The sequence below is a fragment of the Pusillimonas sp. DMV24BSW_D genome, assembly GCF_011388195.1.
Classification (GTDB): domain Bacteria; phylum Pseudomonadota; class Gammaproteobacteria; order Burkholderiales; family Burkholderiaceae_B; genus Neopusillimonas; species Neopusillimonas aestuarii.
In genome coordinates this window covers 432,272-447,313 of record NZ_CP049990.1, presented here as the reverse complement: position 1 = coordinate 447,313, position 15,042 = coordinate 432,272, and the positions used below count along the sequence as shown (strand labels likewise).

14 protein-coding genes and 1 pseudogene are annotated in these 15,042 nt (G+C 48.0%); 9 read left to right on the top strand and 6 right to left on the bottom strand.

All coding sequences use genetic code 11. The annotated features are described in order from the left end of the window. Positions 1-52 precede the first annotated feature (52 nt). The 4 genes from asnB (at position 53) to G9Q38_RS02070 (ending at position 5,940) form a co-directional block, all read left to right on the top strand. A complete protein-coding gene (gene asnB, locus G9Q38_RS02085; RefSeq protein WP_166127334.1) occupies positions 53-2,017 on the top strand; it encodes an asparagine synthase (glutamine-hydrolyzing) in 1,965 nt (654 codons plus the stop codon). After that, positions 2,017-3,135 (top strand): glycosyltransferase family 4 protein, encoded by a 1,119-nt coding sequence (locus G9Q38_RS02080; protein ID WP_166127331.1) that lies wholly within the window; start codon positions 2,017-2,019, stop codon positions 3,133-3,135. The genes asnB and G9Q38_RS02080 overlap by 1 nt, the downstream gene beginning before the upstream one ends. A gap of 78 nt (positions 3,136-3,213) precedes the next feature. Beyond that, positions 3,214-5,514, top strand: coding sequence for a lysylphosphatidylglycerol synthase transmembrane domain-containing protein (locus tag G9Q38_RS02075; RefSeq protein ID WP_166127328.1), 2,301 nt, complete (start codon positions 3,214-3,216; stop codon positions 5,512-5,514). A 48-nt stretch (positions 5,515-5,562) separates the two neighbouring features. Further along, complete coding sequence (locus tag G9Q38_RS02070; protein ID WP_228276242.1) at positions 5,563-5,940, top strand: transposase; 378 nt, start codon at positions 5,563-5,565, stop codon at positions 5,938-5,940. On the opposite strand, the gene G9Q38_RS02065 is transcribed toward G9Q38_RS02070, so the two are convergent. The 4 genes from G9Q38_RS02065 to G9Q38_RS02050 are packed head-to-tail and all read right to left on the bottom strand — an operon-like array spanning position 5,929 to position 10,271. After that, complete coding sequence (locus G9Q38_RS02065; RefSeq protein ID WP_166127321.1) at positions 5,929-7,137, bottom strand: DegT/DnrJ/EryC1/StrS family aminotransferase; 1,209 nt, start codon at positions 7,135-7,137, stop codon at positions 5,929-5,931. The two genes, G9Q38_RS02070 and G9Q38_RS02065, sit on opposite strands and share 12 nt — an antisense overlap. Positions 7,138-7,152: 15 nt before the next feature. Beyond that, positions 7,153-7,776, bottom strand: coding sequence for an acetyltransferase (locus G9Q38_RS15350; protein ID WP_166127319.1), 624 nt, complete (start codon positions 7,774-7,776; stop codon positions 7,153-7,155). Positions 7,777-7,806: 30 nt separating this feature from the next. Further along, positions 7,807-8,400, bottom strand: coding sequence for a sugar transferase (locus G9Q38_RS02055; RefSeq protein WP_166127316.1), 594 nt, complete (start codon positions 8,398-8,400; stop codon positions 7,807-7,809). Between the two features lie 2 nt (positions 8,401-8,402). Next, a complete protein-coding gene (locus G9Q38_RS02050; RefSeq protein WP_166127312.1) occupies positions 8,403-10,271 on the bottom strand; it encodes a polysaccharide biosynthesis protein in 1,869 nt (622 codons plus the stop codon). Positions 10,272-10,358: 87 nt separating this feature from the next. Between G9Q38_RS02050 and G9Q38_RS02045 the strand changes: the two genes are divergently transcribed. The 5 genes and pseudogenes from G9Q38_RS02045 (at position 10,359) to G9Q38_RS02025 (ending at position 13,934) form a co-directional block, all read left to right on the top strand. Then, positions 10,359-11,645, top strand: coding sequence for an O-antigen ligase family protein (locus G9Q38_RS02045; RefSeq protein ID WP_166127309.1), 1,287 nt, complete (start codon positions 10,359-10,361; stop codon positions 11,643-11,645). A gap of 80 nt (positions 11,646-11,725) precedes the next feature. Beyond that, positions 11,726-12,178: a hypothetical protein gene (locus G9Q38_RS02040; protein ID WP_166127307.1), complete on the top strand. Its 453-nt coding sequence runs from the start codon at positions 11,726-11,728 to the stop codon at positions 12,176-12,178. A gap of 39 nt (positions 12,179-12,217) precedes the next feature. Beyond that, positions 12,218-13,147 (top strand): glycosyltransferase family 9 protein, encoded by a 930-nt coding sequence (locus G9Q38_RS02035; protein WP_166127304.1) that lies wholly within the window; start codon positions 12,218-12,220, stop codon positions 13,145-13,147. Between the two features lie 193 nt (positions 13,148-13,340). Continuing rightward, positions 13,341-13,614, top strand: a pseudogene (locus tag G9Q38_RS02030) (type II toxin-antitoxin system RelE/ParE family toxin). Next, positions 13,614-13,934 carry a helix-turn-helix domain-containing protein gene (locus tag G9Q38_RS02025; RefSeq protein WP_119441753.1) on the top strand — a complete coding sequence of 107 codons (321 nt, stop codon included), beginning with the start codon at positions 13,614-13,616 and terminating at the stop codon, positions 13,932-13,934. The pseudogene G9Q38_RS02030 and the gene G9Q38_RS02025 overlap by 1 nt, the downstream one beginning before the upstream one ends. On the opposite strand, the gene G9Q38_RS02020 is transcribed toward G9Q38_RS02025, so the two are convergent. Together G9Q38_RS02020 and G9Q38_RS02015 are read right to left on the bottom strand one after the other, a co-directional pair. After that, positions 13,918-14,586 (bottom strand): hypothetical protein, encoded by a 669-nt coding sequence (locus G9Q38_RS02020; RefSeq protein ID WP_166127302.1) that lies wholly within the window; start codon positions 14,584-14,586, stop codon positions 13,918-13,920. The genes G9Q38_RS02025 and G9Q38_RS02020 overlap by 17 nt on opposite strands. Before the next feature lie 18 nt (positions 14,587-14,604). Continuing rightward, positions 14,605-14,967 (bottom strand): antitoxin Xre-like helix-turn-helix domain-containing protein, encoded by a 363-nt coding sequence (locus tag G9Q38_RS02015; RefSeq protein ID WP_166127299.1) that lies wholly within the window; start codon positions 14,965-14,967, stop codon positions 14,605-14,607. Positions 14,968-15,042 lie beyond the last annotated feature (75 nt).

Sequence of the window (15,042 nt, the reverse complement as noted above, 5' to 3'; positions counted from 1 at the left end):
GGGCCGAAAGCTTTTATATCACGTGTCTCTTATTGTTTTAGGTGTGTAATTCATGTGTGGTTTTGTAGGATTTTTCCCCTGTGCGCCAGGTCAAGACTCCGAGCGTATCCTGCTAGGTATGGCGTCGGCGCTCAAACATAGAGGGCCTGATAGTGAGGGTTCGTGGATAGATGTTGAAGATAACGTTGCCCTGGCCCATCGTCGTTTGTCTGTTGTGGATTTAACCCAACATGGTAGTCAGCCCATGGTGTCCTCAAGTGAACGCTATGTAATTGTGTATAACGGTGAGATATATAACCATCTCTCGATACGCCAGCTGACAAGTGAACCTCCAGGTGGATGGCGAGGGTCTTCAGATACTGAAACACTGCTCGCGGCTGTTGAAAAATGGGGAATAGTTGAAACATTGTCACGTGTGGTGGGTATGTTCGCTTTTGCGTTGTGGGATCGACAATGCAAGACCTTGACATTGGCAAGAGACCGGCTAGGCGAGAAGCCGCTGTATTGGGGATGGCAAAATGGAACGTTGCTGTTTGGTTCAGAGTTAAAGGCGTTATGTAAGCATCCAGGATTTCGTAAAGAGATTGATAGAAATTCACTATCGCTGTTTACCAGATATGGTTATGTTCCAGCTCCCTATAGTATCTATCAAGGTGTGTATAAATTAATGCCAGGGCACTACCTGTCAATTCCCTTATCCCAAGAAGGAAATGTGACTTCGTGCATAGAGCAGTCCAAACCCTATTGGAGTATTAATGATACTGTTCGGCAAGGTATTGCAAAGCCGTTTCTGGGTGACGATGACGCAGCAATAGGTATGCTGGAGCGGCAGCTTCAAGAGACAATTCACGATCAAATGTTGGCAGACGTGCCGGTAGGGGCGTTCTTCAGTGGTGGAATAGATAGTTCAGTAGTTGTGTCTTTAATGCAGGGTATGAGTTCGAAGCCTGTACAAACCTTCACAGTTGGTCTTGGGAAAAATGACAATGACGAGGCTCGGCATGCTGAAACAGTTGCTGAGTATTTAAAAACCGAACACCGAAGCTTGATAGTGCGTCCGGAGGATGCTCTGGATGTGGTCCCATTGTTGCCCAAGATTTATTGTGAACCGCTAAGTGCCGACTCGCAAATCCCTTTGTACTTGATTAGTGGGCTGGCGAGGCAACACGTAACAGTATCCTTGAGCGGGGACGGTGGTGATGAGTTGTTTGGTGGCTACAACCGGTATCTGTCCGCGTTGAAGGTTTGGAAAAAATTACAGGCAATTCCACGGCCGTTACGTCATGCCGTGTCACAAATCCTGTCTTCTGTTTCGCCAGCCAATTGGGATTTGCTGTTCAGTTATATAAAGCCGGCATTGCCTGCCAAATATAGGTTGGCTATTCCTGGAACGAAAGCGCAGAAGTTAGCGGGTGTTTTAAAGGTTGATTCAGAGCAAGATTATTTTCTTAATTTAATAAGTCATTGGAAAAATGTGAATGAGCTGGTGCTCAGTTCGGTTGAGGTGCCTACGATCGCTACCGACGCGACAAAGTGGGTTGAGGCCGATTGCTTTGAGCATTGGATGATGGCAATGGATGCGCAAACATTTCTTCCCGATGAGGTGATGACGAAAGTGGATCGGGCTGCGATGGCTATGAGCCTGGAAACCAGGGCGCCATTATTAGATCATCGTGTTGTCGAACTGGCTTGGAGAATGCCTCTTGACAAGAAAATTCGGGATGGCCAGGGTAAATGGATATTGAGACAGGTTTTATACAAGTATGTTCCTAAGCAAATCATTGACAAGCCAAAGAAAGGCTTCGGCATTCCAATTGATGAGTGGTTACGCGGTCCGCTAAAAGAGTGGGCCGAAAAATTATTAGATAAGGATAGGTTGCGAGAAGAAGGATATTTTAATGCTGACTTGGTTTATGAAAAATGGAGGCAGCACTTAACGGGAAAATATAGTTGGCAATATCAGTTATGGCCAATATTGATGTTTCAGGCATGGCTTGAAAACGAGGGGATGGACTAGTGCGAGTTTTGGTGCTTGGGTCTTATGCAGACTCCATAATAAATTTTCGTGGTCAATTAATTTCCGACATGGTGGCGCGCGGTGCGGAAGTTTTTGCTGCTGCGCCAAACCTAACGCAAAGTCACTGGGTAAGTCGAATAGAGCAGCTTGGTGCGTGCGCTCGTGATGTATATCTTCAAAGATCTGGAATGAATCCCGTTAAGGATATAGTGAGCTTGTGGTCTATATGGCGATTATTGCGAGAAGTGAAACCGGATATCATCCTCTGTTACACGATTAAGCCGGTATTATATGGAGCAATTGCTGCTCGGTTGTTAGGGATGAAGTTGGTTTTCCCGTTGATAACTGGTTTGGGATATGCATTTCAGGACAAGCCTGGTTTTAGGGCACGATTATTAAAGAAAATAGTATTTCTTTTATATAAAGCCGCAATGAAAAGTGCGCATGTGGTTTTTTTTCAGAACTTAGACGATAAAGAAGTTTTTATTTCAAACGGCCTGCTTGGTAAAGATCAGAAAGTAGTTGTCGTCCCTGGCTCAGGAGTCGATATTCGGCATTTTGAGTATAGCGTCACGCCCATCAATCCATTCCGATTTCTCATGGTAGCCCGGTTATTAAAATCAAAAGGCGTTATGGAGTATCTGGAAGCTTCTCGCAAATTAAAAAAAGAATTTCCGGCAGTCGAGTTCGATTTGGTTGGTTGGGTTGATGATGGACCTGACTCAATAGACGCACAGGAAATAGAGGAGCTCAAACGCGAGGGAGTGATAAATTTTCTTGGTAGATTGGAAGATGTCCGGCCTGCGTTAAGAGCGGCGTCAGTATACGTGCTTCCGTCGTACAGGGAGGGTATGCCGCGGTCAGTACTGGAGGCAATGGCGATAGGACGTGCAATTATTACCACCAATGCGCCTGGATGCCGCGATACAGTGCAGCATATGGCTAATGGGCTCCTGGTATCTCCTCGATCTGCAGTCGAGTTATGCAGCGCGATGCATCACTTAATTAGTAGACAGGATTTGGTTGTTGCGATGGGGGAAGAGTCGCGCACAATGGCCGAGTCAATTTTTGACGTCAATATTACTAATCGATTAATGCTTGAAACAATGGAGCTCTGAACTCTGTTATTTTCTCATAATCCCCATTTCTACTGACAAGAAGACGTTATATGAAAAAGGATAAATAGGTCAAACATCGTGAATAAAAAAAGATATTTAGGGCTTTTGCTGTCTGCCAGTGCTCTCTTTTTGCTGTTTTTCTTTATAGATCCAAGTGAATTTATAGCGAGTTTGACAGCATACCCTATACGAATCGTCGCGATCTCGTTTTTTCTGATTCTTGTGAATCAGTTGCTGGTATTTTTCAGATATAAATTAATATTAAGTCACTTTGGTTTTAACGTACATTGGGCTCAGGTATTTCAAGCATGTGCTCTTGGAAACCTAGGGGCGTTGGTTGTTATCCCTATGTTCGGACAAGTATTGGGGCGGCAGGCTGTCCTGCGTTCGGCAAATATATCTCCAGCCGAAAATGCGGTGATTGTCGCTTATGAGCGCGGTCTTACAGCGGTTGTCAGCCTGATCATTGCGGCGCTTGGTGGCGCATACTTGTTGTTTTTGATTGGTCAGGCTGAAATATCGAATCTTCCAATACTAGAGTTTATTTTTGTTTTAGCCGCTGCGCTGGCAATTGTGCTTTCATGTCGGAAGCGTGGTTTTGAGCAGAAATTTTTCTCCACAATTTTAAGTCGGTCAAGCATTGCAAAATTTATCGTTGTTTGCGTGGTCACGATTTTTAGCCTCGCGGCCATGCTGCTTGCATTTGCATTTATATTCAGCGTGGTTGCGCCCAATTTGAATTTATGGGGGTTGCTGGCAGTTGCTGCAGTTGTGTCTTTTGCAGCGAGTATCCCAATAAGTTTTGGTGGTTGGGGATTTCGTGAAATAGCGGCTGTATTAATCCTGGCAATATTCTCTGTTTCTGAGGAAATGGCGCTATCTTCTGCCGTGTTGGTTGGGCTATTGTCGATTCTTGCTGTTGTGATCTTCGGTGTCATAGCCCTTAATATCAGGATTTATCATAATCGGAGAGCTGAGGGGAAAAAAGCTGTTCCGTTGATGGCAGCCCGTCAAATTACGGCCGTTTCGTTAGAGAAACTTAGTGTCTGGATTATCTGTTTCGGCGTTGCTTTGTTTATTTTTTTCCAGATTCATTTAAATGTAGGTAATTTTGTTTTAAATGTAAATCTTGCGGATCCTTTTGCTGTACTGGCTGTTTCAATAATCTTAGTTGAGATTCTGACTAAGCGACAACTACCGGGCTGGGATGTGCCATATTTCAACTATCTTTTGCTGTCGTTTGTGGGAGTTTTTGCACTCGGATTGTTTACTGCTTGGTATAAGTTTGAGGTTACCGAATGGGCCGTGAGCAGGGTGGTTGGCTGGTTTGTATTGTTTGGTTATCTATCGGCTGGATATTTGGTTATTCGCTATTTCGGGATGCTCGGGTATCGTCGTGTAGTGGAGATTATGGCGATTTCTTTATCGACAGCGATCATTTTCGGCGCTCTTATGGTGCCTTTGCAGGGGCTTGATATTCCGGGTTTTTTGCATGCCAACAACACCAGCGGATTTGAAGCATATTCAATGAATAGAAATGCATTGGCATTTCAAGTGTTAGCTGTTGTTGTAATGGTGCTGCCTTTAGTGGGGCGCCTTCGCACAAAGCTGACAACGTCAGCATATGATTGGAGTTATGGCAAACTCGGTGTGTTGGGATTGGCGATATTGCTGGCAGGCGGCCTACTGACAGCCTCCCGATCTGCATATATTGCTATGGCTGTAGTACTGTTGGTGTCATTGAAAATGAGATTTATTGATTGGAGGACGCTCTCGGTAATTCTTGGAACGGCACTGCTTGTTTGGGTTGGGCTTACTAATCTGCCTGAGATTTATAACTGGCTGTATTCAACAACAATTAAAATAATTTATTTGGTATGCGATTTTTATCAATATTTCCTGAATTATGGGGGGGCTGAAGGGGCCAAGTCAACTATAACACCACAAGTAGGATCGATTGGACTTGAGTCAGTTGCAGGGCAGTTCTCTGCAGGATCCAGTGATAACGCTAGGATAGCGTTGCTTTTGGAGCCACTTAAAAACTGGATTAGCAACCCTGTTTTCGGCGGAGGTTTGGGGAGCTTCTATCTTCAAAGCACCGAGATATTTGGCTTTAAGGTTATCGTTCATAACACTTTAATCTGGCTCCTATCCGATTTGGGTTTAGTCGGTGTTATTCCGTTTTTATTGGCATTTATGTATATGCTGAATCACTCTTTTCGTGGGCGATTGCGGTATGAACGGGCTCAAAGTCTATTTTTGCTTTTAATTTTCTTCGGAATTCTGAGTGTTTTTCATGAGGTGCTGTATCAACGTATTATGTGGTTTTGCATAGGCCTATTGCTGGCGCAAAGTAAGCATCCGGTAAACACACATTGACGAACGGTCTGAAGCGCCCCGGAGTTTCTAGTTCCTACTGGTAGGAAAATTCCGGTCAGGTCATTCCTTTTCTGGGGGGGATTACCACCCCAGTTCAAAGCCGAGATGGTGGCGCAATGTTTGCAGCCCAATGTTTCATTGGCCTCGCTTGCGGTGGAGCGCGGTATGAATCCCAATGTGCTGCATCGCTGGGTCAGTGAGCATGAACGTTATGGACGCCATACTTTGACGGACGACCGAGCCTCGGTCAAGCCAGCACCACTGGCAGTGCGAACACCACCTGCCTCGTCATTCATCGCGATTCCTGTTGCCACGACCACGGCAAGTCCTGATCCCGGTCAGGCCTGCATTCGTCTGGAAGTGATGCAGGGCTCAACCAAAGTCAGTCTCGCCTGGCCGATCAGTGGTGCGGTATTACTTTTTTGAGTTTGGTGTAACACTTGCTACTTGGATTCTTTCCTTTAGTATTTCGCAGCTCAAGTTAATTTCTTCCTCAGAAAGCGTGGGGTGAACCAAAAGCATCAAGCTAGTTTCACCAAGCATTTTGGCGTTAGGTAGTCTGTGCGTAGGCTGAATTTTATTTTTTTCAAACGCTTTCTCAAGGTAAATTTCTGAGCATGAGCCTTGGTAGCATGGAACTCCTGCCGCAGCGATTTCTGAAACCAGCCTGTCTCTATCCCAGCCCGTACAAAAATTTTCAGGCCTTACAAAAAAGTAAAACTTATAGTAGGCATGAACTGTTTCGGCCTCTGGCGTTGCCGGTAGCCGCACTAAGCCTTTGGTACCGCAAAAAGGGGTAAGTACCGAAATAAGTTTTGTTGCGTTGTCGTTTCTCTTTTTGGTCCATTCGGGCATCCGTTGAAGTTGAATTCTCCCAATAGTTGCCTGAATTTCCGTCATGCGCCAATTGGTTCCGAAATCGTCGTGTAACCATCTGAACCCTGGTGGGTGCTGGCGGTTATGAACGGCGTCCCACGATTTTCCATGGTCTTTGAATGCCCAGGCCGTTTTCCATAGCTCTGTCTCATCAGTTGTTAACATCCCACCCTCTCCGCCAGTGGTCATGATTTTATCCTGGCAGAAAGACCAAGCCGCAACATGTCCAATTGACCCGACAGGCCTATCTTTGTATCTTGCGCCATGAGCCTGGGCACAATCTTCAATAACGTAAATCCCACGATTGTTTGCTAAATCCATAATAGGATCCATATCGCATGGGTAACCAGCAAGATGAACGCAGATAATCGCTTTTGTACGCGGCGTCAAAACCTTTTGAATAGATTGAGCAGTAATGTTTTGAGTGTTCGGGTCCACATCTGCGAAAACGGGCCTGGCACCAGCATTAACAATGCATGAGGCAGACGCTATAAAGGTTCGAGGGGTGACAATTACTTCATCATTTGGCCCGATCTTTAAAGCCTTGAGTGCTAGGTCTAGCGCGACTGTCCCGTTCGCGAGCGCAATCGCGTGCCGAGTGCCACACCATTCTGCAAACTCCTTTTCGAATAACTTGCACTCATTGCCTGTCCAATAATTAACTTTGTTTGAAAGTAAAACGTTCTTGATTGCCTCAGCTTCTTCATGGGTAAAGCTAGGCCAAGGCGAAAAGTTTGTATTTAGCATGTGTGAAACTCGATATCAATTTAATTTTTTGGCAGGCGTTCCCACTACCGTGCAAGAAGAAGGCACGTTGCGTATTACGGTGGCTCCTGCCCCGACTGTTGCATTTGCCCCTACTATGATGCCTTGAACTATGCAGGAACCAAGGCCGATCCACGAGCAGCTTCCTATGTACACATTCCCCGCAACGTGGGCCCCGGGGCACACGTGCACACCTTTTTCTAAGGTGCAGTCGTGATCGATAGTGGCGCCCGTATTTACAATGCACCCTGTGTCGATGCGCGTATCAGTGCAAATAATTGCGCCTGCGCATACTAGCGAACCCGATCCGATTTTGCTGCGTGGGCTTGTAACAGCAGAAGGGTGCACTAAGGTGGCGATACTTAGGCCTTGTTTTGTCGTCTTTTCGAGAAGCGATATACGAATTTTGGCGTTTCCAATGGCAACAAAGATTTGGTCTTGAGGTGTGACTATTTTGTAGATTGAATCGCAAGTTCCTAGAACAGGCCATTCGCCAATTCTGTCAATTTTAGGCCATCGGTCATCAAAGAAAATAATTTTATCGTAGGTGTTGCTTAGCGCAGCGCACTCAGCCGCAACTTTGCCATGCCCGCCCGCCCCAAGTACAAAAAGTCTATTCAAACCCTATGACTCCTACTAATTCTCGTTTATTTATTCCTTGTTACCTTGGAATTTTTCGCTGGTGACATGGTTGCTTTGGTTAATTCCTTCTCGCCTAAAAATTTTATAAATGGTCATGAAAAGAATTTTTATATCCAGAGCAAGGTTCGCATTATCAACATACCAAACATCTAGCGCAAACTTTTCTTCCCAAGTAATGGCATTGCGCCCGTTAACTTGTGCCCAACCTGTTATGCCTGGCCGGACATAATGGCGTCGATACTGCGTAGCCGAATACAGGGGCAAATACTCCATCAGCAAAGGTCTGGGGCCAACCAAGCTCATTTCTCCTCTTACTACATTCCATAGCTCTGGCAACTCATCTAAGCTAGAGGCTCTTAGCTTTTTGCCAAATGGCGTTAGTCGCTTTTCGTCAGGCAATGGGACGCCGTCGTTGTCGACTGCGCTAAGCATGGTGCGAAACTTGATTAATTTAAACGGTTTTCCGTTTAACCCAGGGCGTGTCTGTGTAAACAACGCTGGTGCTCCCAGCTTAATGCGAACCATGACAAAAATTAAAATAAAAACAGGCGAGATCAGTAGCAAAGCAGCACTGGCAATTAAAATGTCAAATAGGCGTTTCATCGCTATCGCTTATCGGTTCGATTGTGTTTTGCATCCGACGCTTCTTCGGGTTGTTTATAGGGAACGTATTCTGGTATCCACTTTTTTAGATGGGTCCTCACGTCGTTATCAGCCTGAGGTATGTTACTGGTAATCAAATTAACTATCTGCTGGAATATTTGCTCGTTTGTTGTGCGAGCTTTCATTATGCGGAGTTGTTCATGAGGTGTTTCTAGGGTTGTTTCGGTAGCGGTAAGTAGCTCTTCGTATAATTTTTCCCCCGGTCGAAGGCCACTATATGTTATGGAAATCTCGCTTTCATCAAACCCGGAAAGTCTTATCATATTCTTTGCGAGGTCCACAATTTTTACGGGCTCCCCCATATCCAGAACAAATATTTCCCCACCTTGCCCCATGGCAGCCGCCTGCAGTACCAATTGGGCCGCCTCCGGAATTGACATGAAATAGCGGGTTATATCGGGATGAGTTACGGTTAAAGGCCCCCCCTTGCGAATTTGAGCTTCGAATTTTGGAATAACGCTTCCTGTGCTGCCAAGTACGTTTCCAAATCGCACGATTTCGAAGCGGGTGGATGGGTTCTGTCTGTAAAGAGATTCGCAGATTATTTCAGCTAGACGTTTAGTTGCCCCCATAACATTGGTTGGGTTTACTGCTTTGTCGGTGGAAATAAGAATAAATTTTTCAGTATTGTAGTTCTGAGCGCATTGCGCAACAGTAAGTGTTCCCGCTGCGTTGTTACGTAAAGCCTCCCAAGCGTTATCTACTTCCATAAGTGGCACATGTTTATAGGCTGCGGCGTGGAAGACGACTTGTGGTTTCCAGTTATTGAACACCTGCGCCACGCGCGACCAGTCTTTTACATCGCCTGCCAATGGAACAATGTGCAAGTTTGGGTGTTCATTTCTGAACCATTGCTCAATCTGATACAGGGCATATTCGCTTTGCTCAAAAAGAATGATGGTTGTCGGCTTGAAGCGTGCCAATTGTCGACAAAGTTCTCCCCCTATTGATCCGCCAGCGCCTGTTACAAGTAAACATTTGCCTGAAAGTAGTTGTGCAACATTTTCATTATCTATTTTTACAGTCTCGCGGCCTAGGAGATCTTCAATCTTAACGGGGCGTATGGCATTAATGGACACCCGCCCACTCATAAGCTCGTTCAGTCCGGGAACCGTAAAAATCGAGGCACCGTGTTGTGTTGTGATGCTGGTTGCACGTTGTAGCGCTTTAGTTGAGGCAGAAGGAATAGCCAAAATGACATGTTTGGCCTGCCAGCGAGCCAACACGTCGGGCAGGCTTTGTATCCCTCCCTCTACTCTGCGCCCGGAAAGCTCCAGCCCCCATTTTTTCCTGTCATCATCAACCAGGGCAACTACGTTCCATTCTGGACTGCGTTCCAGCTCTCGAACAAGCATTGCGCCGGCAGTACCAGCGCCTACTACCACTAGCGGCTTTCCTTGTCCTTTTTTGTCCTGATAAAGGTACTGTTCTTTAAGCATGCGCCAAGTCACACGGCCGCCACCCATGAAAAGTATTAGCAAAATAGGGTAAAGAATAATGACGGAGCGAGGAATGGGAAGGAGGTTGCCTGCAAAAGAGGCTAACGCTAAAACAATTAAAAAGGATAGTAAAACCACCTTGATTACGCGACGTAAGTCCGGAATGCTTGCAAACATCCACATGCCGCGGTAAAGGCCTGCCCAGCGCGATGCTACAACCTGCGTGATTAGTAAAGGTACTAACCCCCAAGCCAAACTGGTTTCGTAACCAGTAGGCCACTCGAAGTTAAACCTAAGGAAAAAAGCACCTGCCCACGCTAATACGACGCAAATTAGGTCGAATAAAAATACAAGAATAAGGCGTAATTGCATGTGATTTAGGTTAAATTTATGGGCTGATGGAAGCAAATTATAAGGGTTCACAACGGCAAATGTCGGGTGACGGGCCGAACAAGCTCTATGGATATTGTTGAAAAGAATTTAAAGCCTATGTTGAGTTATGGTGTAGTTGCATTGATGGCGGCATTGCCAGTGGCCCTATTAACCAGTCATTCGGCGCCAAGCGCTGTCTTTTATGGCTTGATTTTAATGTGCTTAATACTCATGGTGCGAAATGGGTTTTCGGGTTTTAGGGAACAGACGTTGCGTTACCGATGGCTTCTTGTAAGTTATGCCGTGCTGTTTTTATCTGTGGTTTGGTCGTCCATTGTTTATGGCAAGTGGGCAGGGGCGAATAGTGAGGGCGCTATACGTTTATTTTTTGGGTTGTGGGTTCTGTTGTTGGCACTGCCGCTTATTCGAACATCGTCTTTAAAACATGGCTTTTGGGGGGTGTACGCTGCGGGGATAATATCTTCTTTTATTTTGGTATGGCTCATACTCAAAGTGAATCCAAGACCCCTTACTCCTGGAATCATTCTGACAACATACTCTAGTGTTATGCTCTTGCTGGGGGCGATATCTATTTACTCGTTGAAGTGGCGGTTAACGAAAAAATATCCTGTGGAGCAGGGTTTAAAAATTGCTGTGGCTATTGTAACGTTTAGCACTTTTGTACTGGCGCAAACTCGCACTGGCTTGTTGGGTTTGCCATTGTTTATTTTATTAGGCTTGATTCTTTTCGTGGGCTTGGAAAAGCCTAAAAGATTCTTAGGTTTGCTTGCGCTATGCTGTGTGCTACTTGTTGGTGCAGTAGGAAGTAGTGAGGCGTTGCGTCATCGACTGGTTCAGGGGGTTGAAGAGCTTAAAACTTGTCAGGACGACTCAAAGACGGCATTCACTTCTATGTGTGTAAGGGTTCAACTGTGGCGTTCGGCAATAGATGCTGGCTCGACTCACCCGTGGGTTGGTTTGGGAGATGGCGGGCGTTTCCATTCGTACATGCAAGACGTTGCTGTTCCTAAAGGGTTGGTTTCTGAGCAAGTCGTGAATGCAGGGTTTGGCGAACCGCATAGTGATGGGCTTATGTTTTTTGCCGCGTTCGGAGTGCCAGGGTTGTTGGGTATCTTGCTTATTTACTTCGCTCCTTGTTTTTATTTTGTTCCACGGCTTCTGCAGCGTGATCTTTCAATGCAGTCCCGAGCTGCGGCGGCTATGGGGCTTGCGACTTGTTTAGGGTTTGCTTTGTTCGGGCTTACTGAGTTGATGTTTCGGCGTATGAACACCATGGGTTTTTATGTGGTGTTAGTAGCTTTGTTTATGGTGCTATCTGATGAACGTCAGAGTGAAACGCCGGATCGGACTTGAAGCGTTGTGGCTAAAAGACCATTATTGTGTTTTTAAGTTTCTGTTGAGGTCCGAATATTATGAGGATATGGAAGCATAGAATGCGATGGTTATTTATAGCCGTTGTTTTTGTTTTGGGTGGTTGTCATTGGCCAGTAGAGTCTTACACCCAGCCGATTGCTGAAGGCGACATTCTGCCTAATGGCACGGCGGGCGAAGTGCGCGCCAACCCCAAACGCAATGCTACTTCTGCCGAATTGGAGGCTATTCAACGCGCGGTGCGCACGAATCCGTTGCTGTCGAATGATCAGGTGGTTTCGAACGTGCGGGTTGAAGCCGTTAGTAAGCCGGTTGTGGGTTTTTGCGGACGCTTGGAAGAAGGCCGCACGGGGATGGCAGGCACGGAGGAGGGTGTTAAAAATGCACGGGCGCCGGTTATTACCGGTGTGCTAAGAACCGTAGAGGGCCAACTGCTTGCGTACGACCTGCGCTACGGCGAACAGGCGCAGTTGCGTTGCAACTACATGGAGTTTTGGCCGGATTCGGAACAATAACTATAATATCGCCCGGCGCGAACTTTACCTTTCTTCTTTATGGCCACCAACGTTGTTTTCCTTCGCAGCATGCAGTTTTTGGGTGGTCATCTTGTTACCTACCCTTTGCTGTACAAACTAAGGCAGCTCTTTCCGAACGACCAACTTCATGTGGTGGGCACCGACCCGGTGGCGGCGCATTACGAAAGTACGCCTTGGGTGGATACCTACATTCAGGCCCAGTGCACGCGTAAAAAATTGGCGGCGCTGAAAGGGGCTAGTCGTTCCTTTGTGTTGCATTACTCCAGCGAGCAATATGCGTTGCTTACGTTTTTGCGCCGTATTGGCGTGCGCTCGGGGTTTCGTAATGGCCGGGTAAGCGATTTTTTATGGACGCACCGCTGGAAGAAAGACCCCAATGAGTACCTGGGCCTGGCGAATTTGCAGTTGGCGCGGCAACTTAGCGAGTTTTGTCCGGAAGCGGCGGCGCGCGGTGCCATGGCGGCGTTGGCTGAAAATGCCGATCCAACCTTGCCGCTTGCCCAGGTGGTGTTTATACCCGGTGGTGGGGCGGGCGCTTACAAGCGCTGGCATATTGGGTCGTATGTGGCGCTGGCCGATGCCCTGAAAGCACGGTTCGGCATGCAGTCTTTCTGTTTCATTACCGGGCCGGGTGAAGCGCAAGAGGCGGACTACATTGCGGGTTTGGGCCGGGCCGATTTTCACGTGGCGCGCAACCGCAGCATGGCCGACATTGCCCGCCTGTGCCTGCACGCCCGTTTAATGGTGGCGAACGATTGCGGGCCGTCGCATATTGCGCAGAATGTGGCGGGAAAGTATGTGGGACTTTTTCACGAGCACGAACCGCAATGGTTCTGGCACCGCAATGGGGCGGTGGCGCTTACGCCGGATAACGGCACTTGTGATATTCAAAGCATTACGGTGGAACGCGTGGCCCAGGCGTGTGGCCGGTTGCTGAGTGAGGCGTAGAGCGTTATCTCTGTTCTTGTATCCTGAAAAAAGGAGCCTGCCATTGGCGTGTGCAGCGCATCACGGCTGAAACCATGATTTCGTACTTATACGTAAATAGCGATACTTAACGATTTTTAACTGCTATTTTGAAGGGAATGGTTCAGGCCGAGGTCAGTGAGGCTTGCGTTTTATACCCGAACGGATATAATTAATGGCAGATAAACGGAAGGTGTTGTATTGGGAGGGGTCTTCTCGAAAAAGCTTCAAGGAGTTTCCTGTCAATGTACAGAAAGACATGGGCGTGGCGTTGTTTGTGGTTCAGTTGGGTGGCAAACCTCACTCGGCTAGGCAACGCGGTGCATGTGCTTCATGCATTCCAGAAGAAGTCCAAATCCGGTATCGCTACCCCACGACCTGATGTGGAGTTGATTGAGAAACGACTGAAAGCATTGCTCTCCCGTTACGGGCTGAGCGGGAGAAAATGATGACGCGCAAAGATTATCCGCAAGGTACTGATAATGTGTTGCTGGATCTGGGGTTCGACAATGCCGAAGAGCTGTCAGTCAAGGCGGCACTTGCGTTCAAACTCAATGAACTGGTCAGTCAACGCAGCTTGACGCAGGCTGAAGTGGCATCGATTACGGGTATGACCCAACCGAAGGTGTCTCAAGTGCGGCGCTATAAGCTTCAGAACATCTCTTTGGAGCGACTGATGCAAGCACTTGTTTCGCTTGGCCAGCACGTGGAGATCAATGTAGAGCCCGCGAGCAATGCGAATGCGACAGGCATTACCGTTGCTGCGTAAGTAAGCCAAGAGGAATATTCTTTTGGCACTGGTAAAGGTAAGCCCTGTTTGCATTAACCTCACACACCCACGTTCCTGCAAGCCGCGTTTCACTGTTCACAAGCGCGTGTGGGTTCAATACGCCCATGTCGGGGGCGTCCATTGGGTCGGCCGCAGGGTAGGTAAATACCGCTACGTTGTAGGCGCGCAGGATTTGGGCGGTGGTGTGGGTTTGTTCCACCGGCAGTTCAATGGCTCGCAGGCTTAAGCCGTTGGGGGTGTTGAATGTCATGGAATACAGGTTGTGGGCGCTGTGTAAGTAAGGCAGGCCGGGGTGTGGGGGCATGCTGTTCCAGAATTGTTGCTGGCGTTGCGCACAGGCGTTTATGGCGCCGTGCAGGTGGGCCGAGCCCGCGATAAGGCCGGCGTCGTTGGCGCCGCGCATGGGGTGCGCCCACGGCCCGGTGGGGCATAGCAGGGCCTGTTGCACCAGCGGCGCTACCGACGCCAGCTTGGGCGGGGTGGCGCTTTCCAATAACTTGTTTAGCACGGCGGCGGCGCGCAGGTTGCCGGTAAGGCTTAGCGTGGCTTGGTGCGAGGCAGGCGTGGCGAACCGGTATAGGGTGCCCTGCAAGGGGCGAATGGTTAGGGGCGGGGCGCGGTGAGTTGCCATGGTGCCTAACTTGCCCTGCTAAGCCGCCGGATACTGAAGTGACTCAACGCAAAACATCACCCGCATCAAGCCGCCGATTTCCTGTATTTGCCGCGCGGGAACGTCGCCGGTAAGGCTGTTGGGCTCGCGCATGAAGTGTTGCATCCACTTTGGGTTGCCGTCGGTAAGGGCGTGTAGCGCCCGGTAGATGCGAATCAGCATAAGCGCCAGCTCTCCTTGTTTGGAGTCGGGGTCAATGCTGGGGCGGTGTTTCAGGCGGCTGATGGCGCTGCGGTGCAGGCCCAGCACTGCGGCCAGTTCGCCGTGGCTTAGGCCTAGTTGCGTGCCGGCCGTGATGAGTGAATTGACCAGCACGGCGGTGGGCGAGAATTCCGTTTCCATAAAACCTCTTTACTGTGTGTTTTGTTATTTTTCCCTGCTTAATGTGTGTGGCGCACGCCCCAAAACGCGGAAAAA

Coding starts and splice junctions, on each gene's coding strand:
- G9Q38_RS02025 (WP_119441753.1), top strand. CDS start 13,614: ATGACGCGCAAAGATTATCCGCAAGGTACTGATAATGTGTTGCTGGAT.
- G9Q38_RS02045 (WP_166127309.1), top strand. CDS start 10,359: ATGGATATTGTTGAAAAGAATTTAAAGCCTATGTTGAGTTATGGTGTA.
- asnB (WP_166127334.1), top strand. CDS start 53: ATGTGTGGTTTTGTAGGATTTTTCCCCTGTGCGCCAGGTCAAGACTCC.
- G9Q38_RS02020 (WP_166127302.1), bottom strand. CDS start 14,586: ATGGCAACTCACCGCGCCCCGCCCCTAACCATTCGCCCCTTGCAGGGC.
- G9Q38_RS02040 (WP_166127307.1), top strand. CDS start 11,726: ATGCGATGGTTATTTATAGCCGTTGTTTTTGTTTTGGGTGGTTGTCAT.
- G9Q38_RS02015 (WP_166127299.1), bottom strand. CDS start 14,967: ATGGAAACGGAATTCTCGCCCACCGCCGTGCTGGTCAATTCACTCATC.
- G9Q38_RS02065 (WP_166127321.1), bottom strand. CDS start 7,137: ATGCTAAATACAAACTTTTCGCCTTGGCCTAGCTTTACCCATGAAGAA.
- G9Q38_RS02035 (WP_166127304.1), top strand. CDS start 12,218: ATGGCCACCAACGTTGTTTTCCTTCGCAGCATGCAGTTTTTGGGTGGT.
- G9Q38_RS02050 (WP_166127312.1), bottom strand. CDS start 10,271: ATGCAATTACGCCTTATTCTTGTATTTTTATTCGACCTAATTTGCGTC.
- G9Q38_RS02055 (WP_166127316.1), bottom strand. CDS start 8,400: ATGAAACGCCTATTTGACATTTTAATTGCCAGTGCTGCTTTGCTACTG.